The 23,403-nt window shown below is 40.8% G+C and carries 18 protein-coding genes; 17 read left to right on the forward strand and 1 reads right to left on the reverse strand.

Features of this window, described 5'->3' with window-relative positions; translation table 11 throughout:
• Positions 1-32 precede the first annotated feature (32 nt).
• The 8 genes from F0232_RS12230 to manA are packed head-to-tail and all read left to right on the forward strand — an operon-like array spanning position 33 to position 8,521.
• Positions 33-1,043, forward strand: coding sequence for an EpsG family protein (locus tag F0232_RS12230; protein ID WP_171750798.1), 1,011 nt, complete (start codon positions 33-35; stop codon positions 1,041-1,043).
• Between the two features lie 46 nt (positions 1,044-1,089).
• Positions 1,090-2,112, forward strand: coding sequence for a glycosyltransferase (locus F0232_RS12235; RefSeq protein WP_105057772.1), 1,023 nt, complete (start codon positions 1,090-1,092; stop codon positions 2,110-2,112).
• The gene (locus F0232_RS12240) at positions 2,105-2,902 is read left to right on the forward strand and encodes a glycosyltransferase family 2 protein (protein ID WP_105057773.1); all 798 of its coding nucleotides are present in this window, start codon (positions 2,105-2,107) and stop codon (positions 2,900-2,902) included. The genes F0232_RS12235 and F0232_RS12240 overlap by 8 nt, the downstream gene beginning before the upstream one ends.
• Positions 2,899-3,483, forward strand: coding sequence for a DapH/DapD/GlmU-related protein (locus F0232_RS25190; RefSeq protein ID WP_105057774.1), 585 nt, complete (start codon positions 2,899-2,901; stop codon positions 3,481-3,483). The genes F0232_RS12240 and F0232_RS25190 overlap by 4 nt, the downstream gene beginning before the upstream one ends.
• Positions 3,483-4,466 carry a lipopolysaccharide biosynthesis protein gene (locus F0232_RS12250; protein ID WP_105057775.1) on the forward strand — a complete coding sequence of 328 codons (984 nt, stop codon included), beginning with the start codon at positions 3,483-3,485 and terminating at the stop codon, positions 4,464-4,466. Before F0232_RS25190 ends, F0232_RS12250 begins: the two co-directional genes overlap by 1 nt.
• On the forward strand, positions 4,463-5,878 hold the full coding sequence (locus F0232_RS12255; protein WP_105057776.1) for a mannose-1-phosphate guanylyltransferase/mannose-6-phosphate isomerase: 1,416 nt from the start codon (positions 4,463-4,465) through the stop codon (positions 5,876-5,878). Before F0232_RS12250 ends, F0232_RS12255 begins: the two co-directional genes overlap by 4 nt.
• A gap of 18 nt (positions 5,879-5,896) precedes the next feature.
• Positions 5,897-7,327, forward strand: coding sequence for a phosphomannomutase (locus tag F0232_RS12260; protein ID WP_105057777.1), 1,431 nt, complete (start codon positions 5,897-5,899; stop codon positions 7,325-7,327).
• A 6-nt stretch (positions 7,328-7,333) separates the two neighbouring features.
• Positions 7,334-8,521: a mannose-6-phosphate isomerase, class I gene (gene manA / locus F0232_RS12265; RefSeq protein WP_105057778.1), complete on the forward strand. Its 1,188-nt coding sequence runs from the start codon at positions 7,334-7,336 to the stop codon at positions 8,519-8,521.
• A 174-nt stretch (positions 8,522-8,695) separates the two neighbouring features.
• Here the strand turns inward: manA and wecA are convergent, their stop codons facing one another.
• The gene (gene wecA, locus F0232_RS12270; RefSeq protein ID WP_105057779.1) at positions 8,696-9,781 is read right to left on the reverse strand and encodes a UDP-N-acetylglucosamine--undecaprenyl-phosphate N-acetylglucosaminephosphotransferase; all 1,086 of its coding nucleotides are present in this window, start codon (positions 9,779-9,781) and stop codon (positions 8,696-8,698) included.
• Positions 9,782-10,225: 444 nt separating this feature from the next.
• Between wecA and F0232_RS12275 the strand changes: the two genes are divergently transcribed.
• The 9 genes from F0232_RS12275 to wecC all read left to right on the forward strand — a co-directional run bounded on the left by F0232_RS12275 (position 10,226) and on the right by wecC (position 23,396).
• Entirely contained in the window at positions 10,226-11,302 is a 1,077-nt protein-coding gene (locus F0232_RS12275; protein WP_105057876.1) for an LPS O-antigen chain length determinant protein WzzB, read from the forward strand.
• Between the two features lie 675 nt (positions 11,303-11,977).
• Complete coding sequence (locus tag F0232_RS12280) at positions 11,978-12,520, forward strand: outer membrane beta-barrel protein (RefSeq protein WP_008219136.1); 543 nt, start codon at positions 11,978-11,980, stop codon at positions 12,518-12,520.
• A 19-nt stretch (positions 12,521-12,539) separates the two neighbouring features.
• On the forward strand, positions 12,540-13,448 hold the full coding sequence (locus F0232_RS12285) for a serine/threonine protein kinase (protein ID WP_105057780.1): 909 nt from the start codon (positions 12,540-12,542) through the stop codon (positions 13,446-13,448).
• Between the two features lie 132 nt (positions 13,449-13,580).
• Positions 13,581-15,698 carry a YjbH domain-containing protein gene (locus F0232_RS12290; RefSeq protein ID WP_105057781.1) on the forward strand — a complete coding sequence of 706 codons (2,118 nt, stop codon included), beginning with the start codon at positions 13,581-13,583 and terminating at the stop codon, positions 15,696-15,698.
• A 609-nt stretch (positions 15,699-16,307) separates the two neighbouring features.
• The gene (locus F0232_RS12295) at positions 16,308-17,441 is read left to right on the forward strand and encodes a polysaccharide export protein (RefSeq protein ID WP_171750799.1); all 1,134 of its coding nucleotides are present in this window, start codon (positions 16,308-16,310) and stop codon (positions 17,439-17,441) included.
• A 134-nt stretch (positions 17,442-17,575) separates the two neighbouring features.
• Complete coding sequence (locus F0232_RS12300) at positions 17,576-18,016, forward strand: low molecular weight protein-tyrosine-phosphatase (protein ID WP_171750800.1); 441 nt, start codon at positions 17,576-17,578, stop codon at positions 18,014-18,016.
• 135 nt (positions 18,017-18,151) lie between these two features.
• The gene (locus F0232_RS12305; RefSeq protein ID WP_171750801.1) at positions 18,152-20,323 is read left to right on the forward strand and encodes a polysaccharide biosynthesis tyrosine autokinase; all 2,172 of its coding nucleotides are present in this window, start codon (positions 18,152-18,154) and stop codon (positions 20,321-20,323) included.
• A gap of 663 nt (positions 20,324-20,986) precedes the next feature.
• Positions 20,987-22,111 carry a non-hydrolyzing UDP-N-acetylglucosamine 2-epimerase gene (gene wecB, locus F0232_RS12310; RefSeq protein ID WP_171750802.1) on the forward strand — a complete coding sequence of 375 codons (1,125 nt, stop codon included), beginning with the start codon at positions 20,987-20,989 and terminating at the stop codon, positions 22,109-22,111.
• 19 nt (positions 22,112-22,130) lie between these two features.
• Positions 22,131-23,396: a UDP-N-acetyl-D-mannosamine dehydrogenase gene (gene wecC / locus F0232_RS12315; RefSeq protein WP_171750803.1), complete on the forward strand. Its 1,266-nt coding sequence runs from the start codon at positions 22,131-22,133 to the stop codon at positions 23,394-23,396.
• Positions 23,397-23,403 lie beyond the last annotated feature (7 nt).

Raw genomic sequence — 23,403 nt, forward strand, 5'->3', positions numbered from 1 at the left:
TTACGTTAGTCTATTTTCTTGCTAATATTGATGTGGCACACCATAATGATAAAAAAATTCAATTAATATTTTTATTGTTTGTCGGACTAATGCTTTCGGTATTTATTGGCTTTAGGTGGGAGGTTGGTTCTGATTGGGATGTTTATTTAAACCATTACAATGTTGTTCAAGGTGAGCAGTTTGAATTAGGTTATGTGTTCTTGGAAAAGATATTCTATACCAATAACCTGGAATACTCATACTTTCTATTTTTTGTTACTTTAGTTTCTATTTTCTTTATATCGTATTTTTTATTTTCAAGAGTAGATTATGCTATCGTTGCAATAATGTTTTTTGTTGCAAACTATATGCTTTCTTTTATGGGAGGGAATCGCCAAATAATAGCAATTGGAATAGTGTTTCTTAGCAATGCTTTTATCATAGATAGGAATAAATTTGGTTTTATTTCGTGCATTTTATTAGCTTCCCTTTTTCATATTTCAGCAATCATCTATATCGTAGCATATTTTTTTACTATTGATTATGTATCAGCCAAAAGACGATACTTCATTCTAGTGGGATGTGTGGTTTTTGGTTCATATCTAGCGCCAGCGCTGATAGCAATTGCAATAAAAATATTTTCGCTTATTGGTGTTACATATGTGGTTGACAAGTTGACGACATATCAAAGTGTAATTTTTGATAATTTTAGTATAACGTCAATGCTTAAGAAAATTATTATACTACTCTTTTTTGATTTATATTACCAACAGGTGTTGAGTAAGGTAAAAAAAGAATTATGTAATGTTTTCTATAACTTGTACTTTTTTTCTGTGATCTTTGATGCGGTTGTTGGTCCAATTAATGCTGCATTCATGAGAGCTAGTGTCTACTTTAGAATATCAGAGATAGTTATTGTGTCTTTAATAGTTGCAACATCGAAAAGTAAAGCTCATCGTATTTTTCTAATATTCATTATCTTTGTCTTATGTTTAAGGCAGTTAAACTCAGCTCTTGCTTTTTACCCAGATTTATATGCTGATTATAAAAACGTGGTTTTTTGATGTTGATTCTCAATGTTAGCTTTAATGATTAAAATTTGGTTTTAAAATGAAAATAAAAATACTAGTTCTCAATATTAATGATATTGGAGGTATTGAGCGAGTTGCTTTCAATATGATTGATATGTTTAAAAAAGATAAATCTCTTTCTAATGTCGAAATAATTTCTATTCATGGTAAAAGTGATTCTTCGTATATTAAAGTTCTGAGTGGTAAAGATGAAAATAGGAAACTATTCCGCTTTTCTAAATCTTTAGAACCCGACACCATCGTTTTATCAATGTATGATAGGTTTAGTATTAAACTAAGCCTTATTCGAAGTGTGTTAAAAAGTGATTTTAAGTTATATGCATGTCAGCACGCTGATTATTTTGCGCATCGTATATCAACTAGGCTATTACGTCGCATCTTTTATCGTGGTGTGGATAAGATTATTGCTTTGACTGAAACTGATAGCAACTTATATAAAAAACATTTTTCAAATGTTTATATTATTCCAAACGTTTTAGGGTATTACCCAGAACATACCTTAAAACATAGTGATCGCATTATCGATTGCGCAGCTGCTGGTCGACTTGTGCCTATTAAACAATATGATCACTATTATCAATTCTTGTCAACTATAGAGCCTCTGAGAGAAAAACAATCTTTTAAATTATATGGGGACGGCCCAGAGAGTAAAAAATTAAGTGATATACTGATATCAAATGGTATGGTTCCAGAGCTTATTCAAGCCGGCACAACGAAAAATATTTATAAAGAACTTAATAATACGAAATTTTTCTTTGTAACTTCACTTAGAGAAAGCTTTTCGATGGTAATATTGGAAGCTATGGCAAGCGGATGTGTAGTCATTAGTTACGATTGCCCCACTGGACCTAGTGAACTCATACAGCATGGAGTGAATGGTTATTTAGTCAAGGCCAACGACATTTATGGGTTATCTGATTGTTACAAGGAATTATTTGAAAACCCAGAAACTTGTCAAAAAGTTAGCAATAATGCAAGAACTACTGCTTTAAAGTATGTAGAGTCAAATATAATAAAAATGTGGAAAGGTATCTGTGAATAAAAAAATATCTGTAGTTATACCGATGTACAATGCCGAATCTGTCATAATAAGAGCGGTACAGTCGGTACTAAACCAGACCATTGACGTCGATGAGATTATTATTGTAGATGATGGTTCGAAAGATAATTCACTCAATGTGATTAGTGACTTTGCTGTTGATAATAGCGATAAAAATATTAGAGTTTTAAGTAAAATAAACGGCGGTGCTTCTTCAGCTCGAAACTTTGGTATTTTAAATGCGAAAAATGAGATATTGGCTTTTCTTGACAGTGATGATGAGTGGACCAATGAGAAGTTAGAAAGTCAAATCAATTATATACTCAGAGATGATGTTGTATTGGTTGGGGGAAATCACTTTGATAAGAGTGTACAACGTATCTCACTAAAGAAAGCTCAAGATGTTAATGAAGTTACTCTTACAGACTTGTTGTTTAAGAACTACTTTCAGACTTCTACTGTAATGACTAAAAGATCTATAGCTTTAGACTTTGGTTGTTTCAATGAGAATCAAAAATATGCAGAAGAGGGTCAGTTTTACTACAATTTGTCAAAGTATGGGAAAATGATTCATATAAACAAGCAGTTAGTCATTTATGATGGTGGGGAAAAATCTGGATTTGGCGAATCTGGGTTGTCTGCTAATATAAAAGAAATGGAAAAAGGGGAATTGAATAATTTAAAGTATGCATATTCTAAACTTGACATTTCATTGTTGACTTATCTAGCTGCTTCTTTTTTTTCTATTTTGAAGTTTGTTCGACGTTTTTATCTGGTGAAATTTAAGAAATGATTTTTAAAAATGGAATTATTAACACGATCTACTTGTCATTTTGTTGGCTGCTAACAAAAATTCTTTACAACGAACAGAAGATTATACGATTTCCTTTTGAAGTTAGAGGTAAAAAAAATATATCCTTTTCTGAAAACTTGTCTACTGGCCGGTATTGTCGTATTGAAGCATACTCTACAAACCACGAAAAAGTTCTAAAAATCGGTCATAATTGCCAGATAAACGACAATGTTCATATAGTCGCATGTGAAAATGTAACTATTAAAGATAATGTTCTGATTGCTAGTAGAGTGTTTGTTTCTGATCTTAATCATGGCTCTTATTCTGGGTGTTATCAATCGCATCCATCCGAGTTGGCTGCAAAGCGAGTTTTATCTTCATCTCCTGTAATTATTGAAAGCAATGTCTGGCTAGGAGAAGGTGTAGTAGTTTTGCCTGGAGTCACTATAGGAGAAAATGTTATAGTCGGAGCTAACTCTGTAGTTTCTAAGAGTTTAGAAAGTAATTCCATATATGCTGGTAACCCAGCAAAACTTATTAAAAAATATAACTTCGAAACTGAGTCATGGGAAAGAGTTTGATGTTAGACTTAAATCTCAAAGATAAGAAAATAGCACTCTTTTGCCCTGCTTTCTTTGGTTATGATAATGATATAAAAGATACGTTAGAAGAAAGTGGTGCAAAGGTTTTTCTGTATGATGAGCGTGTCTTTACAAGTACTTTAGGTAGAGGCCTTGTTCGTTTAGGTTTCCATCGGTTAGTTAGTCCCTATATTGATAGATTTTATAGCGAAAATCTTGTAAATAAGGCAAGTGAATTAGACTATATACTGTTGGTCAACCCCGAAACTGTACCTGTCGAAGTTTTAAAAAGAGCCAAGAAAAATAATCCAAAAATTAAAATTATCACTTACATGTGGGACTCTTTTAACAACAAACCTTACTCAAACAAATATATAGAAGTATCATCTTCATTTTTCACATTTGACCCAAGTGATGCTAAAGAACATAATGTGGCTTTTTTGCCTCTTTTTTATGTTAATGAATATGAGAATTTGAGTAATAAAGAAGTTAAGTACGATCTTACCTTTATTGGAACGGCTCATTCAGAGCGATTTGAGTCTGTTTCTAATATCGTAAAACATTTCGATAACAAATTTTTATTTTTTTACTGCCCTAGTTATATGGTTTTTCTTTTTAAGAAATATATGAAAGGTGAGTTGCAAGGCTTGAATTTATCCGATGTCTCTTTCTCGTCAATGAGTAGAGATAAAGTGTTAGATTTAATCGAGAAAACTAATACAATTATAGATATTAGTCATCCATCTCAAATCGGCCTAACGATGAGAACTATTGAGATGCTAGGCGCAGGAAAGAAAATAGTTACGACGAACAGTCAAATATTATCTTATGACTTTTATCATCCGAGTAATATATTGTATGTGGATGATGAAACTTCTTCAGAAGAAATTAATTCTTTCGTCAATGCACCTTACTCTCCAATCGAGAGTGAACTTCGCAAAAAATACAGTATTAACTCCTGGATTGAGAGGCTTTTTATATGAGCAATATTTTACCCGTTATTTTAGCTGGGGGTTCAGGTTCGCGATTGTGGCCGATGTCTCGCACTCATTATCCGAAGCAGTTTTTGCCACTGACAAACGAAACCACAATGTTGCAAGATACTATCCTTCGATTGGGTGGGCTTGAACATGGTCCAGTGTCGTTAATCTGTAACGAAGCACATCGCTTTTTAGTGGCTGAGCAATTGCGTTCCAATAACATTAAGCACTCTGGGATAATCTTAGAACCCTTTGGACGTAACACGGCGCCTGCAGTCGCTTTGGCTGCTTTGAGAGCACTCGAAAACGAGCAAAACCCGATATTATTGGTATTGGCAGCCGATCATTTGATAAAAAATGAGCAATCATTTAGAGAAACACTGTCAATCGCGAAACCGCTAGCCGAGAGTGGGAAGCTCGTAACTTTTGGTATAGTTCCTACCAAACCTGAAACTGGCTATGGCTATATCCGAGGAGGTCATGAGATCGATGAGAGTGGTCTTTACTCTGTTGATACCTTTGTTGAGAAGCCGAGCCGCGTTGTAGCTGAACAATATTTAAAAGACGGCGGATACTACTGGAACAGTGGAATGTTCATGTTCACTGCCTCTCGTTATTTAGAAGAGCTTGAGAAGTTTCGTCCGGATATTTTGGCTGTCGTAAAAAAAGCTTACTCAGGAGCTAACTTTGACCTTGATTTCATTCGTTTGGATGAAGAGGTATTTGCTAAATGCCCTGACGAGTCTATTGATTACGCTGTAATGGAAAAAACGAACGATGCTGTCGTTTGTCCGATGGATGTTGGTTGGAGCGATGTTGGAGCATGGTCATCACTTTGGGAAGTCAGTGATAAAGATTGCAATGGCAACGTTGTAAAAGGTGACGTATTAACTGATAACACCCACAATTGTTACATTAACTCACCACATCGATTAGTTGCGACTGTCGGTGTAAATGATCTCGTTGTTGTTGATACTAAAGATGCATTATTAGTAGCACATCGAGATGAGGTTCAAAACGTCAAGAACATAGTGTCAAACTTAAAGGCCAAAGAACGAACCGAATTCTTACATCATCGCGAAGTATATCGCCCTTGGGGTAAGCACGAATATATTGCCGGAGGCAATCGCTATCATGTAAAAAAAGTTATTGTAAAACCGGGTGAGAAGACGGCTATGCAATTACACTATCACCGTTCAGAGCACTGGGTTGTCGTGTCTGGGACAGCTAAAGTATATAGAGGTAGCGATGAGTACGTTATCACCGAAAATGAATCGATTTATATACCTGTTGGTGAAGAGCACTGTTTTGAGAACCCAGGGAAGTTACCTTTGGAAATTATTGAGGTCAGATCAGGTAGCTATTTAGGTGAAGATGATATCGTAAGAACACCCCGCCAGGGTGAGGGTTACTAACTAATTTAAGGTCTTATTATGCTAATTACATCACAAGTGATCTCAGATTCTGGCATTCAGTTTGGAACAAGTGGGGCTCGGGGGCTCGTTGAGCAATTCACGCCAGAAGTGTGCGCTGCTTTTAGTCATGCGTTTATTGGTAGTCTTGAAGGTACTTATAGCTTTCAAAGAGTCGCTGTTGCTATTGATAATCGTCCAAGCAGCTTGGCAATGGCACAGGCAACTGTTTCAGCTATCAGAACCATGGGGTATGAAGCTATCTACTATGGGGTTCTTCCTACTCCTGCGTTAGCATACTCTGCAATGCAAGATAATATCCCTTGTATCATGATCACCGGAAGTCATATTCCGTTTGACCGCAATGGAATTAAATTCTATCGACCTGATGGCGAAATTACAAAAGCCAATGAACAAGTGATTCTGAACGCGAAATTCGAATTTGAACCACCGACTTTGGAGAAGTTACAAGTCTCGTCTAGAGCTCAAACACAGTATATCAAGCGCTATACAAAACTGTTCGCTTCTAGTTTCCTGAACGGAAAACGCATTGGTATCTACGAGCACTCTAGTGCAGGGCGTGATTTATATTCAATCTTGTTTCAGGAGTTAGGTGCGGAGGTTATTTCTCTTGAACGTACGGATGAATTTATCCCAATTGATACCGAAGCGGTAGCAGAAGTCGATAAAGAGAAAGCTCGTCAATGGTCCCAACAGTACAATCTAGACTTTATCTTCTCTACGGATGGCGATGGCGACAGACCGCTAGTCGCTGATGAAAATGGAGAATGGTTAAGGGGGGATATTTTAGGCTTGCTCTGTGCGGAAGCCATGAATATCGAAGCGTTAGCGCTACCAGTAAGCTGTAATACTGTAATTGATTCCTCCGAGTCATTTAAAAAAGTTACTCGAACTAAAATTGGTTCCCCGTATGTAATTGAAGCGTTCTCAAAACTTTCAGAAGTTTACAAAGCAATTGCAGGCTTTGAAGCGAACGGGGGATTCTTGCTTGGGAGTGATATAAAGATAAATGATCAAGTTTTAAAGGCTCTACCTACGCGTGATGCTGTCCTTCCTGCACTTATGCTACTTTGGGCCGCTCAGGAGGGGGAAATATCCTCATTGCTTGGTGAGCTTGAACCTCGTTTTACGAGTAGCGATCGCATTCAAAAGTTTGCGACAGATAGGAGTAAAGCTATTCTTGCCAGAGCTGCTGGACAAGAAGAAAACTTGATTCATGCTCTGGGGTTTAAATATTTGACGGTTCTTAACGTAGATACAACAGACGGCCTTCGTATGACATTAAGTTCGAATGATATCCTTCACCTTCGTCCTTCTGGTAACGCACCTGAACTCCGTTGTTATGCAGAGTCATCAACTGTAGAAGAGGCACAACAGATTGTAAGACAAGTGTTAAATGCCATTCAAAACCTTGATATGGATAAGTGGTAACGTTTAATGGCGATATTTAAGCTTAAAAATCGTATACAGAATTATGCTTGGGGTAGTAAAACATCCATGGCTGATCTGTTTGGTTTTGACAATGTAGATGATCAGCCACAAGCTGAGCTTTGGATGGGGGCTCATCCAAACGGCTGCTCTGAGCTTGAACCGTTAGGGGAATTGCTTTCGGACTATATTAGCAAAAACGCACATGAAGTTTTGGGGAGGCATACAGCACAGCGATATGGTCAGCTTCCCTTTTTATTTAAGGTGCTTGCTGCACACACACCACTGTCGATACAAGTACACCCAAATAAAGCGAATTCTGAGCGCGGCTTTGAATTAGAAACTAAGAAAGGTGTTGAACTTGATGCGAGCAATCGAAACTATAAAGACCCCAATCATAAGCCCGAGTTGGTATATGCAATAACTAAATACAAAGCAATGAATGGTTTTAGGCCAATTCGACATATTATTTCGTTATTTGATGAGGTTGCTCTTCCTTCTCTTGAATTTGAGCTTGAGGCTCTTAAAACGGAACCAAGTAAAGATGGGCTAAAGCGCTTTTTTACTACTCTTATGGTGTTATCAGGTGCAGAAAAATTAGCAATTCTGAATGAGTTTAAAGAGGTTTTTGAACGCTCAAATATGTCTGTAATGCTTCAGCAGGCGATTGGCTATAGTCAAAGTTTTGTAGAATATTATAGTGATGATATTGGTATATTGGCGCCATTAATTTTAAATATTGTAGAGCTTGAGCCTGGTGAAGCAATGTTTCTTCACGCTGAAACACCTCATGCATACGTGAAAGGCACCGCGCTTGAGATTATGGCAAGTTCAGATAATGTTCTTCGTGCGGGCTTAACGCCTAAACATATTGATGTTGATGAACTTGTTTCAAATACCTCTTTCGAATCTATCCCATTAGAGCAGTTGAAGCTTACCCCAATATCTGCTGAAGGGCGCTTGAGATTTCCAGTGCCGGTGGATGACTTCGCTTTTGATGTTCTTAATGTGGGGAACCCCGTTAGAGAGTTGCATACTCGCAGTGCTGAAATCTTGTTCTGTATTGAAGGTGAAGTGAAGATATGTTCTGGAGATGTTAACCTGAGTATGAAAGCAGGTGAAAGTGTATTTATTCCTTGTAGTATTTCATCTTATTGGTTAACGGGAGAAGGGAAGATTGCTAGAGCTTACAACTAGTAGCATTGAGCACCAATCATATTTGGCAGGTAATTATTAGTTATATGCAGACCACACTCTTTTCGTGAGAGTGGAGGAAGTAAAAAAACCGCCTTTGGGGCGGTTTTTTATTTTATCTTATATGCTTTAACTAGTTATGGTTATTTGCTGCCATGGGTACCGAGAGCTTACTAGTCATAGTTGCGATTTACTAGATGAAGCTTTATGAAACTTAATCCTTAAAAAAGCGGTTATTTTCCAAACATTACTCAAAAGAAGCAGATATATGAGAAAGCAACTTAGAAATGTATAAAGCATTATATACTCTGGTATGCCTATCATTTCAGCATAAATACCTATACCTGCAAATAAGATAGCGATACTACAGATTAAGACTAAAGTTTGAGTAGAGCTAAACCCCAAGCGTTGGAAAATATGATGCAAGTGTTCACGGTCTGGTTTGAATGGTGAGTCGCCACGTCTAATACGGCGAATCATAATTGCAGCCATATCCATTAATGGTATAGCAATTAACCATAGGGCAGTGACCGGGCGTAGAGGGGGTTTTGTACCATTTTGACTTGAAAGTAACAACAACCAGATAACAGTAAAGCCGATAAGCATACTTCCTGCATCTCCCATAAAAACTTTTCTTTTGCGACCAAAAGCTCCTAGGTTGAGAAGAATGTACGGGATTATGATTACCACGAGAACTAGACAGATATAAGCCAAATTATATTGTCCATCATAATTTAGCATAATTCCTAGGCCACCGAAGGTGACCACAGATAACCCACCTAAAAGTCCATCAATACCATCGACCATATTAAATGCGTTAATTGCTCCAACAACAGCAAGTACCGTAACTAGGTAACCAAACCAACCGAGTGTTACAACATCCCCAGATCCAAAAATGTCCCCAATAGTGTTTAGCTCAATGCCACCAATAACCATCATCGCGACAGATAGCGCAGCTTGAACAATAAAGCGTAGCTTGAAGCTTAGATCAAATTTATCGTCTAAAGCTCCTACTACCACTAGAAGTAAGATACATGCAGCATAAAGGCCACTGTTGGGTAATATGTCTGGGTTGTTAAGTAAAAAGTAAAGTGTTGATATGCATATTGAAATCCCCCCAACTAACGGTACCGCTCCTTCATGAAGTTTGCGTACATTAGGTTTATCAACTAGACCGATTTTCTTAGCAACTTTACGCATTAGAAAAATAGTCGCGAGAGAAAAGAAAAATAAAAAAGAGAGGTCAAGAAATGAAATGAGCACGACTAAGCCTAATAATGAATGTTGAGGAGAATATTAGTGTATTTGAGCTCAATATAAAAGGGTATGCAGCAGTCTCCGTGATCTATTCGTATAAATGTTTAGAAAGCATAATTTTGTATTGTTTAAAGGCATAGTATGCAATTTACATCCGATACGTATTGTTGGCTCGGTATAAAGTCATGCCAGGAGTTTGTAGCTGAGAGCCTCCTTTATCCCTTCTCTTAAGCTCTGTCTGATGCACGCATGTGATTTTGTAAGGCGTTTAAAAATCAGCGATGAGTCAATAGTTAATGACCATAAGATCGCTTTCATAAAGTTTACAACTCGGACAATACTAAAAGCCTAGGGTGTGGTAGTATTTTCATTATCAATTTTAGATGTTTTGAGAGATTTACAGTGAAACCTCAGATCCAATCACAACCATTTCCTGCCAACAGTTCAATGATGCGTACAGCTCCAAACGAACTAGATTTTAGAGAACTTTTTAAGGCATTGTGGGACGGTAAACTAGTCGTTATCTTGGTTACAGCTTTATTCAGTGTCGCGAGCATCAGTTTTGTATTGTTAGCTCAAGAGTGGTGGTCTTCAAGTGCAAAAATCACAAAAGCTCAGCCTCAAAATATCGCAGCATATCAGCAACAAGTTAGACAATTTCAGCCCGTTTTCAATGTTTACCAGGAAGATGGTACAGTATTGGTTAGTAAGGAGCTTGACAGCCTAGGGAATTCTAAAGTTCTCTTTCAACGTTTCATTAACACTTTTAACTCTGCTAATAATAAACGAGAGTTTTTAGATAATAGTCAATATTTTCAAGACTTTAAGGGTGCTAGCTCTGCCGAGGCTTCTGATGTGTCAGAAGTCGCGGAGCGTGCTTTATATTCGGATTGGTTTAAAAGAATTAAGGCGTCTTTAGAAAATATAGAAAATCATAACTCACCATATTTTGTACGCTTCCAAGCAACAACAAGACAAAGCAGCTTTGATTTACTATCTGCTTATATTACTTTCACAGAATCTAAAATTCACCAAGATGCATTTAATAACTTGCAGGCACTAGTGAATGGTAAACGAAATGAGCTGATTCAACAAAAGAGGATACTGGAAACCCAAGCAAGAAATAAATTGTCGGTTGAAACAGAGCGAACCAAGTATGCTGTGGGGATAGCTCGTGCTGCTGGTGCCGATAAGCCAATTCAAGCCGGAAATGAGCATGAACTATTCGCTATCGAGCTTGGATCAAAAGGATTAGAGGCGAAGGTTAAAGCGCTAGAATCAGTAAAAAATTTGAGTGTTATTGAGCCTCGTTTACTGCAGATAAATGCAAAATTAGACATGCTCAGTAACCTTGAAATTGATCGCAGCGTTGAGTTTCAAACATTTCGTTTCTTAGAAAATGTCCAACAACCCATTTCCAGGGATAAGCCTAAACGCGCTCTGATCGTTATTATTTGTACAATATTTGGTGGGTTGATAGGGGCTGCAATTGTTTTGATAAGATATGCGTTTAACAAAGAAGATTAACCCCCATTTCAATGGCTAGTGTTTATACACTGGCCATTTTTTATTCCCCTTACATATTCCCCCTTATTTAAAACCTGCGCGGCGAGTGTCTGCCGTTTCAACTAAATTTGAGGCTCAATTTTTGTGGAGCAGGAGGCCTTTTCTTGGTTGCGTAGAATACTAGACCTGTTTCATTAGCTGCATTCATAAAGCCTTGAGTAATGATGCTCGTGACCGAGGCAAATAGCGATGCTTAAGGCTCACGATATATGAGGTCTGTGCCAAACTTTACAGTTTTTCGTACTAGAGAGCTCTAATATGATGCTTTATAAGGTATTGTTTATGATTTACCCATTTACTTGAATGTGGTTATTAACTATCATGTTGTTCAATTAGTTGTTTAAGCTGAGTGCTTTATTTTGAGATATCTAATAAGTAAGAGGTTTTAGGGTCGGTTTACCTCTCTTACTTGTGGTGTTTTTTCATATCGCTTTCGAAATATCTTGCTTAGTTGATGTTCGGTGTTTCACCCCGTCACTTTCGTGAAGGAAAACCGTGCAGTAAAAGTGTCACGATACATGAATAAGTGAGGTGTACTGATATGTCCCTCGTTTGTATCGATATGATTTGCCTATAGCTCAGATTTGCTAGGAAAATCAGCCTCAGTTCAGTTTGAAATATGGAAGATATAATTATATGAAAATGCAGTGGTTAGCTAGGGTTTCACCGTTGTTGTTGCTATCAGCATCAGCTGTCGGAGCTGAAAACTTATACGTAGGTGCTAAAGTCGGTAATGTAACGGCCGATAACTTTGCACCGTTAGTCGAAAGCCGCACGGCTATTGATGATTCAGATACGTCTTACGGCTTATTTGTTGGTTACCATATCGTAGACACACTAGCGATCGAGGGTGGTTATAACTACCTTGGTGAGTATGATCTTAAAGATATTGCCGGCGGTAGCTACGAAGCAAGCAGCTTTGATGTTGTTCTAAAAGCATCTGGCAATGTAACCGATAGCCTAGCGTTATACGCAAAAGGTGGTTTTGCCGTTTATGACTGGAAAGCAAACGGCCCAGGTGTTGAGTCTGATGATTCTGGCGTTACTCCAACGATTGCTTTTGGTTCTGAATACTCGATTACATCAGCGATGAAGGTTGGTATTGAATACCAGCTATATCAAGATATTGGTGGCGTAGATATCGACTCGTTTAATGTTGCTTTGTCACATAGCTTCTAATCATTTGTAGGGATAAATTGTGAAATATAAAATTTTAGCGTTATCAGTCGTTGGTGCAATCCTTGGTGGTTGTGGCAGTGACAACAACAACAGCGTGCCACCTGAGCAAGCGTACCGTAATATCATGGCATTCGACCCAGCAGTTATGGGTATGAAAGGCACTTACAGCTGTGACAATGGTGCAACTGGTTCTCTTGAAGAAACAAACTACTATGGTGTTTCTGAAGTTACAGATATTACCGTTTTAAATTACCCAGAAACTTGCACATTTACTTACAATGCAACTCCTGGTGCAAAAGATGTTTCCAACGGCAAGGACATGAGCAAGGTGAGTTACAAGTTCCCTAAAGGTTTGGCGAACTACGATGACTTAGTGACCTCTTCTCCAATCTCTACTTTGATCGAGAAAGAGTTAGATGGTCAACCTTACAATGACTCGGCAGGCAACGATGTTCTAGTTGCTCTTGGTCTTGGTAATCTGCTGAACAACGGTAGTATTAGTAGTGTAGCTGACTTCCTACGCCGTACTGAAGAAGTGATTAAAACTCTTCCGGCATCTGAAGCTAGCCGAGTGTCAGCGACAGCGGCAGTATTATCAGACGTACTTGTCGTAAGCCCTAATTCAACAGCAAATGAACTAGCTTTAGCAACAGAATCGATTACAGATAAAGTTATTTCAGAGAATCCTAACTACCCGGTTGCAAACAATGGCGACACAATTTACTTGGATCTAACGGAAGATCCAACCTTAGTTGAAAAAGCCGTTGCAGACCCTACTGCACCAGTTGATGACCTTCCTCCACCTAAAAAAGCGGATCCTGTTCCAAACCCAGATGAAGGCACTAAGCCACCAACTGGTGGTACTGGTGGTACTGGCGGTACTGGCGGTACTGGCGGCGGCGGTAACGGCGGTGGTACTGGCGGCTAATTTTAGTATTGTAATAAAAAGGCACCAATCGGTGCCTTTTTTACATGCTGTTACCATCAACATAGTTACAATCAAACACAGTCGCTATTCAACTAGCCACTTGCGAATCCTGTTAGAACCTATTGCATACCAATGAAAATACTCAGTCACTCTAGAAACGCAGCGCTCATTGCATCCCTCAGTGCATTAGTTATTGCTCCTAATGCTTACGCTGTCGATAACTTAATGTCGTCTCAAAGCTACACTGGTGCGATCATCGTGCCCAATGCTCAAGTGATGGATACGGGCGATATCTCTTACCTCTATGGTCAAGGTGTACCGTATAAAGGAAAAACCAGCGAGCTAGACAATATTTTGTTTAGCGTTGGCCTTTTTGAAGGCTTTGAAGCCGCGGGGCGAATTGTTACCAAAACTTACGATTGCCACCTTTACACCAATGTGCCGAACTACAACCCAAACTGTGGGAACGGCATTCGTGACCTGTCTGCATCGTTTAAGTACCAGCTCCCGTTCGTTAAAGATTGGACTGGGTTTGATCTGGCGGTAGGTGTTCAAGATTTAGGTGGTGCTGCCAGCAACTTTGAGACCTTCTATGCGGTTGCTGATTACCAACCTGACTTTGTAGCAGCAAGGTTTAGTGCAGGTTACGGTAAGTCAGAGGTGAGTCATGGCGTTTTAAACGGGCCATTTGCTAGCTTAGAGTATCAGCCTCTGGACTTTGTTCAGTTTATTGCAGAGCATGATTCTCACCAGTTTAATGCTGGCCTTAAGGTGTTTACACCAGAACATTATTTACCCCTGGATACGCAGTTATCTTTTCAGTACCAGTTTTATACCAGTGGTAATGCCGATATCGATATTTGGTCGGTAGCGGCATCAACTCCTTTAATGGGCTTCTCCGAGTCTCGCCGAGTTAATGAATTAACCCTAGAAGACAAGATCGCAGTAGAGCAAGCACATCATAAATTCGCCGGTCTGGTTCAGCTTAAAAAAGCACTGGTCGATGAAGGTTTTCTTAATGTGAGAATCTCTGCAGACGATATTGGTTTAAACGTCGCGTTAGAAAACCGCCGTTATAATCGTAACCAAGTGGATGGTGTGGGTGTTGCGTTGGGTATCATCTCTTCTTACGTGGGAGAGGGCATGCTTCAAGACCTTGGCGTTAAGAATTACCAACAGCAAAACATTCGTTTGTTTAACTTGGTTAACGACATGCCGATGATGGAAGTGATCACTAGCGCACCATGTTACCGCGAGTTTGTAAAAACAGGTGAGCCTTGCAAAACACTTCTTGTTCGTACCTCTGATGTTAAAAAGAGCTACGCTAAAGCGAATTTTGGTGAAGAGGTTACTCGTTCTGGTTTCGGTCGCACACAGGTGATTGTGTCTCCTGCTTTGTATCACAACACGGCAACAGAGTACGGTGTATTTGATTACTCGCTAGCACTGGCGACTAACTTGTACACACCGCTTTGGAAAGGTGCCGCTTTGGACCTACGACATGTCATGCCACTGGCAGAAAGCGATGATTTCGAAGAGGGAGAAATTTGGGGCGATAATGCGTTTGAAAATGAAGTGGATAGGGTTCTTTTCCATCAAGCATTTCAACTGCCTTACAATCTCACCACTCAATTCTCATTCGGACAAGTCTACGGAAACTATTTAGGTGCCTTGAATGAAACCCAGTATGCGAGTAATAGCGGCCGCCACATACTAGGTGCTGAATTCGCAAACTTTTCCGCTCAAGATAAGTACGACTCTAGAGGCAAAGCTATCTTAGATGCGACTCCACTGATTGGCCACTACACTTACTCAAGACCGGACTGGAACTGGCAAGGTAAAGTGCAAGCTGGTCAATTCTGGAAAGGCGATGAGGGGGTGCGTGTGACTACCAGCCACTGGTTGGGTGATGTAAGAGTTGATGCTTCATACCAAACCACAAAAGCAGTAGGCAGCAGTGAAGCCGAAGATTTTGTTACACTCTCTATCGCGATTCCTTTGACACTATGGCGTGATATGAGCCCGGGCTATGTACAGTTGCGTGGTATTGACCAGTTTGTATATGCATTACAAACTCGTGTTGGTGATAGCCATAACAATTTAGGCACAGGTTTAGGTGTCGATACTGGCTTACAACACAATATTGAAAGGCAGTACTTCAACCGTAACCGCATTGGTGCAAGTTACTACCATGAAAACCGACAGCGCTTACGCAATGCTTACCTAAAATACTTAGAAGCCGTTAAATAGCGTAGCGTAAATATAAAATGAAGAGCTAACACCAAGTGTGTTGGCTCTTTTTTTGCTCTTACTCTTAGCTCTTCGTATCCCGTATACTCGAATCCTGCATCCGCTATTTTAGCTCTTCGTTTACTCGTATCTCGCTACTCTCATCTGCTCTTAGGCTCTTAGGCTCTTATTCTTTTCGTATCTCGTTTACCCGCATCCCGAATCTGCTCTTGAGCTCTTATTCTTTTCGTAACTCGTTTACTCGCATCTCGAATCTGCTCTTACCCCTTAAAACCATTCAACTAGGTTGATAATAAACACAATTTGTGGATAATGCATACGGATTAAACAAACCGTATGCAAACTTACTTTTTTGCTACGTTTTGGTCAAAAAATTCCTACTCAATTCCCATATTGATGGGAACATATGATCTACGCAGTGTGGTGTCGCGGACTATCAAAGGGCGGTAGCGTCTTTTAGTTTTTTTGACACTAAATGGGAACAGGATCACAGTAACTCTACCTCCTAACTCTATTAAATACAGTGTAGCTGATAAAATAAGTCGCTTAATTTCTTTTGGGTGTCCTTTGGGGTATCACAACACATTCCGTTTCTAGAACTTGGTTAACATGAAGATTAATAAAAATCGTCTCCTTTTGGCGCTCCTTCCTGTATTACTTGCAGGGTGTACGACTCCAGGTAGTCACCTATCTACTGGTGGCAAGAATGTGATTCAGACTTCTGAAGATCAGCAAGAGTCTGATATTTCTGAAGTGGTGAACGTTTACCCACTTACCGCACAGTCAGTATCGACTTACCAAACGGGTGAATTGTCGGTTTCAAGAGCAAACCCTGAGTTAGATGTAGACATCGCAAAGTATGAATATAAAGTCGGTGTCGGTGATATCTTAAACATCACGATTTGGGACCACCCAGAATTAACTATTCCTGCAGGTTCTTACCGAAGTAGTACCGAAGCTGGTAACTGGGTACATGCAGATGGCACCATCTTCTACCCTTACATAGGCACTGTAGAAGTCTCAGGAAAAACGGTTCGTGAAATTCGAGCAGACATCGCAGAACGTTTGGCTAAATACATCGAAAGCCCGCAAGTGGATGTCAACGTGGCGGCGTTCCGTTCTAAAAAAACCTACATTACTGGTGAAGTGTCTAAACCGGGCCAGCAGCCAATCACCAATATCCCATTAACGTTATTAGATGCGGTTAACCGCTCAGGTGGCCTTTCAGAAGATGCAGATTGGCGCAACGTGTCATTAACGCGTAACGGCGTAGAAGAAAACTTATCGCTTTATGGCTTAATGCAGCGTGGTGATTTAACACAAAACCGCCTATTGCAAGCGGGTGACATTGTTCACGTGCCACGTAACGACAATCAAAAAGTATTCGTGATGGGCGAAGTGAAAGACCCACAACTGTTGAAGATCGACCGTGTAGGTATGAGCCTAACTGAAGCACTCAGTAATGTAGGTGGAATCAACCAACTCACTGCAGACGCAACGGGTGTGTTTGTTATTCGTACCTCGGATGATAAATCAGAGCGTATGGCGGATATCTACCAACTGAATATGGAAGATGCCTCTGCATTAGTGATTGGTACCGAGTTTGACCTGAAGCCTTATGATATTGTCTATGTGACCGCCGCGCCAATCAGCCGTTGGAACCGTGTCATCGGTCAACTAGTACCAACTATTTCTGGATTCAACGAGCTAACCGAAGGTATGTTGCGCATTCGTAATTGGTAACAAGTAAATTAATCATCAGGTTACATTTAGCGTGTAGCCTGATTTTTTATGTTTTTAAGTGCATTCGGATTTATAAGTATATTTAGTTTGTAAGTCCGCTCAGCTTATAAGCTCACAATGGTTTAAAGTAATGTATGTTTAATAAAATTTTAGTCGTGTGCGTGGGCAACATTTGCCGTTCTCCAACGGGAGAGCGCGTTCTTCAAAAATTACTTCCAGGTAAAGAGATAGCCTCTGCCGGAATCGCGGCCGAAAAGAGTCGTTTACTCGGCAAGCCAGCCGATGATACGGCGATTTTAATCGCAGCAGAAAATGGCGTAGATGTAGAAAACCATCAAGCACAACAAGTGACGCCTCAGCTTTGCGCTCAATATGATTTGATCTTGGTGATGGAGAAGGGCCACTTAGAAGCGCTCACTCAGATCTCACCAGAGGCTCGCGGTAAAACCATGCTGTTCGGCCAATGGATTGGTCAGAAAGACATCCCCGATCCTCATCGTCAAAGCCGTGAAGCATTTGAATACGCTTATCAATTGATAGACGAAGCCGCGCAAGCGTGGGCAAAAAAACTGTAGCTTGAGATTTCGTCTTTAATCCGCGTATACGCCATTGGCCGTCGAAACGTCGCAAAGGCAACAATAACAGAATCATAGACAAGAGGTGCGTCGTTCATCCTCTTGAATAGCAATAATTTAGGAAGTAGCAAACAAATGACAACACAACCCTCCCAGCCATCACATACAGATAACTCTGATGAGATCGATTTAGGAAAGCTGCTTGGTATCTTATTAGATGCCAAATGGCTAATCATGCTCACCACATTCGTCTTTGCTGTGCTTGGTATTGCGTTTGCGCTGCTTTCAACACCGACCTACAAAGCCGATGCGCTGATTCAAATTGAACAGAAAAGCTCTGGCGGCATCTCTTCTATGGTCGGCGATATGGGGGAGCTGTTCTCGCAAGAGTCATCGGCCACCACCGAAGTCGAGATCATTAAATCACGTATGATTTTGGGCGAAACGGTGGATAAATTTAACCTAACGACAGTGACGACACCGATTTACGCCCCCATCGTTGGCAAAGGCTTTGCACGCTTAACTGGTGACATCAATCATATTGCGGTAAGCCGTTTTAATTTGCCAAGCTATGCAAGTGCTTACGGGCATACCATCCAGATTGTTGATGCTGAACAAGGCACCTATCAACTAGTGCGTGATGACGAGCGCGTTATCTTTAAAGGTAAAGTGGGTGAGCTAGCAACGGCCGATGACTACAGCTTGTTCGTCGCTGGGTTTGAATCTCACAACGGTTTCGAATTCTCTATTGGTCAACGCAGCCGACTAGAAGCGATCGAATGGCTGAAAAGATCCTTGTCTTTGTCTGAGCAAGGTAAACAAACCGGCATTCTGAAACTGAGCTTTGAAGGCGAAAACAAACAACAGATTACTGAGATTCTTAATCACATCAGCCAGATCTACTTCTTACAAAATGTGAAGCGCAATTCAGCGGAAGCAGAAAAGAGTCTAGAATTCTTAGAAAGCCACCTTCCAGGCATCAAGTCTGAGCTGACTGGTTATGAAGATACACTAAACAACTACCGCCAGAAGAACGAATCGATCGACTTGGGCTTAGAAGCGCAATCTACCCTAAAAGTAATGGTGGAGCTTGAAGCGCAATTGAATGAGCTGACTTTTAAAGAGAGTGAGATCAGCCAGCGCTTCACCAAAGATCACCCAGCTTATAAATCACTGCTTGATAAGCGTAAAACGCTGTTAGGTGAGAAAGAGCGCTTGAACAAGCAAGTACAAAAGCTGCCAAAAACACAGCGTGAAGTGCTACGTATGACACGTGATGTAGAAGTGAACCAACAAATCTACATTCAGCTGTTAAACAAGGTTCAAGAGCTGAGCATCATTAAGGCGGGCACGGTAGGTAACGTTCGTATTCTAGACGACGCACAAGCGTATGCTCGCGCCGTTAAACCTAAGAAGCCACTGATCGTAGTATTAGCGACCTTGCTAGGTGGCATGTTGAGTGTGGCGTTTGTATTAGTGAAAGCGGCGTTTCATCGCGGTGTTGAAAGCCCAGATCAAATTGAACAAATTGGTTTGCCGGTTTACGCAGCGGTACCAAAATCCGATTTGCAAATTGAGCTAACCAACCGCTTTAAATCGAAGAAAATACAGACCAAAGGCGCGCAGGCACTGCTGGCAGAATCTAACCCGGCAGATCTTTCGGTGGAAGCACTTCGCGGCCTTCGTACCAGCTTGCATTTTGCGATGCTTGAAGCCAAGAACAACGTGTTAATGATCTCTGGCCCTGCGCCGGGCATTGGTAAATCTTTCATCTCGACCAACTTTGCTGCAGTAGCGGCTAAAACAGGCCAGAAAGTGCTGATCATTGATGCCGATATGCGTAAAGGTTACCTACAGCAAAGCTTTGGTGTGAACTGGGACAACGGTCTTTCAGATGTGTTGAGCAACAAACAAGAGTTTGCGCAATCTATCAAAGCAACACCAGTAGAAAACCTAGACATTCTTACCCGCGGCCAAGTGCCACCAAACCCATCGGAACTGTTAATGCACCCACGCTTTGCAGAGCTTATGGAGTGGGCATCAAAAGAGTATGATTTGGTGATTGTCGATACTCCGCCAGTATTAGCGGTAACCGACCCGAGCATCGTTGGTGCTTTCGCTGGCACCACACTAATGGTGGCGCGTTACGGTCAAAACACCATTAAAGAGATCGACGTTGCCCGAAACCGCTTCGAACAATCAGGCATCGAAGTGAAAGGCGTGATATTCAACGCTATCGAGAAAAAAGCATCAAGCTCATATGGCTACGGTTACTACAATTACGCGTATTCGAGCGATAAGAAATAAAGAGCGGTAACGAGATGCGAGTAATCGGGTAAACGAAGAGCTGAAATTCAGAGCAGCGAGATACGAAAAACGCCACTCTTTTACCCCGTTTGCTCGAATCAATTGTATACTCTAAGTCTTTTCGCATCTCGCTTCCCCGTAACTCGTATCCTCTTGAGTCGTTTGTCGTATCATAGCAATAAAATAAATTATGAATACAAAGGGTATTACTGCGATGCAGCACTAGAAAAACATAGCTGCATAAGGAAGCAATGTTTGTAACGCGTACAATGCCTCTAGGTCAATAATTGATGAGATCTTGGTTCAAATTTCAAACTAGTCAATATGCACTTACTTTGCTAAAATGCGCATCAAATTAGAAACCGTATAGAAACCGTATAATTGCGATTGAATCACAAAACCTTGCTTGTAGGAGCCAAACCTAAGGGCGGTAGCGTGTCCAAATATGAATCGCTAGGATGCCCCAAAGGGCTACGAGCTGGAAAACTGTTTTGTTTCCTATCGGGACGGTTTTAAGAAAATATGCAAGATCTTATTTTTATCGCGGTTATCCGTAATAGGTAGCCTCAAAATAAAAGTGTCTCAGTAGTTCCAAAGTAACTGAGGCAATAAGTTTAAAAATCACTTCTTTTAATTTCATCAGTTGGCTAGAAATTCAATAAAATGACTAAGAAAAAAATTCTTACGGTTTTTGGCACTCGTCCAGAAGCCATCAAAATGGCACCTCTTGTTCATGCTTTATCGGCAGATGAGCGCTTTGAAGCAAAATGTTGCGTGACCGCGCAACACCGTGAAATGCTTGATCAAGTCCTTGAATTGTTTGAGATCAAACCTGATTATGATTTGAACTTGATGAAGGCCGGGCAATCTCTCAATGATGTGACTGCACGTATCTTGCTAGAGCTCAAACCTGTGCTGGAAGAGTTTAAGCCTGATGTGGTGCTTGTTCATGGTGATACAGCCACTACTTTTGCTGCGAGCCTTGCAGCTTACTACGAGCAAATTGAAGTTGGCCATGTAGAGGCGGGGTTACGCACAGGCAACATCTATTCGCCTTGGCCGGAAGAGGCGAACCGCAAGCTAACTGGTGCGCTAACCAAATACCATTTCGCGCCAACCGAAACCTCTCAAAATAACTTACTAAAAGAAAACACCAACCCAGCGGATATTTCTATCACCGGCAACACAGTGATTGATGCGTTACTTATGGTGAAAGACAAGATCGACAATGACGCAGCATTGAACGAGCAGCTCGCAACGCAGTTCCCAATGCTAAAAGCAGATAAAAAGTTGATTTTGGTCACCGGACATCGCCGTGAAAGCTTTGGCGGTGGGTTCGAGCGTATTTGTGAAGCGCTGGCACGCACAGCAAAAGAGAACCCTGATGCGCAAATCCTATACCCAGTTCACTTAAACCCAAACGTAAGAGAGCCAGTAAATCGCATTCTATCCAACGTGGATAACGTGCACCTTATCGAGCCTCAGCAATACCTTCCGTTTATCTACTTGATGAGCCGTGCGCACATCATCCTTACCGACTCTGGCGGTATTCAGGAAGAGGCGCCTTCATTAGGTAAGCCTGTATTGGTAATGCGTGACACCACTGAAAGGCCAGAAGCCGTTGCAGCAGGCACCGTGAAACTAGTGGGAACAGATGTCGATAAGATCGTCACAGGCTTAGAGGTGTTGTTAAAAGATGAAGAGGCTTATAAAGCAATGAGCTTTGCACACAACCCTTACGGTGATGGCCTAGCATGCCAAAGAATTTTAGACGAATTAGCAAAATAAAAAATTTCAGGAAATGAAAATGTCTTTTGAAACAATCTCAGTTATTGGCCTAGGTTACATTGGTTTACCTACTGCCGCGATGTTTGCATCACGTAAGAAAAAAGTGATTGGTGTTGATGTTAATCAGCACGCAGTGGATACCATCAACCAAGGTAAAATCCACATTGTAGAACCTGATCTGGATATGATCGTGAGTGCCGCTGTATCAGAAGGTTACTTAAAAGCTAGCACAACCCCAGAACCAGCGGATGCGTTTTTGATTGCCGTACCAACCCCGTTCTTACCTTGTGAAGAGGGCGAAGTACCAGCACCTGATTTGTCTTACATAGAAGCAGCAAGCAAAGCGATTGCTCCTATGCTAAAAAAAGGCGACTTGGTGATTCTAGAATCCACTTCTCCTGTCGGTGCGACAGAGCAAATGGCGGCTTGGCTTGCAGAAGCTCGTTCGGATCTTACTTTCCCGCAAACACATGGTGATAACGCGGATGTTAACGTTGCTCACTGCCCAGAGCGCGTACTACCAGGGCATGTTGTTCGCGAACTAGTAGAAAACGACCGCGTTATTGGCGGTATGTCGACTCGTTGTTCAGAGCGCTCTGTTGAATTGTACAAAACCTTTGTTCTAGGAGAGTGTGTGGTGACCAATGCTCGCACGGCAGAAATGGCGAAGCTAACCGAAAACAGCTCTCGCGATGTACAAATTGCCTTTGCTAACGAGCTATCCATCATCTGTGACAAGTTAGACATCAATGTATGGGAGTTGATTGCACTCGCGAACCGTCATCCACGTGTAAACATCCTTCAACCGGGCCCAGGTGTAGGCGGACACTGTATCGCAGTTGACCCTTGGTTTATCGTATCGAAAACACCAGAAGAGGCACAAATCATCCACACTGCGCGTAAAGTGAATGATGGCAAGCCGGAGTGGGTAATCAACAAAGTGAAACTGGCTATTGCGGACTTCCTACAAGCGAACCCAGATAAAACAGCAAGAGAAGTGACAGTCGCTTGTTACGGTCTGGCATTTAAACCGGATATTGATGATTTACGTGAGAGCCCTGCAATGTCCATTACACAAAAGATCGCAGAAATGCATGCTGGCCGTGTGATTGCAGTTGAGCCAAATATCGAGTCTATTCCTGAAAAACTAAAACATGTTGAACTTGTAGAATTTGATATCGCAGCAAAAGAAGCTGACGTACAAGTTTTATTGGTTGACCATAAAGCGTTTAAAGACTCTTTAGCGCCTAAAGGATTAATTATTGATACTAAAGGTATTTGGTAAAGGAGTT

Source organism: Vibrio sp. T3Y01 (genome assembly GCF_013114525.1).
In the GTDB taxonomy this organism is placed as follows: domain Bacteria; phylum Pseudomonadota; class Gammaproteobacteria; order Enterobacterales; family Vibrionaceae; genus Vibrio; species Vibrio chagasii_B.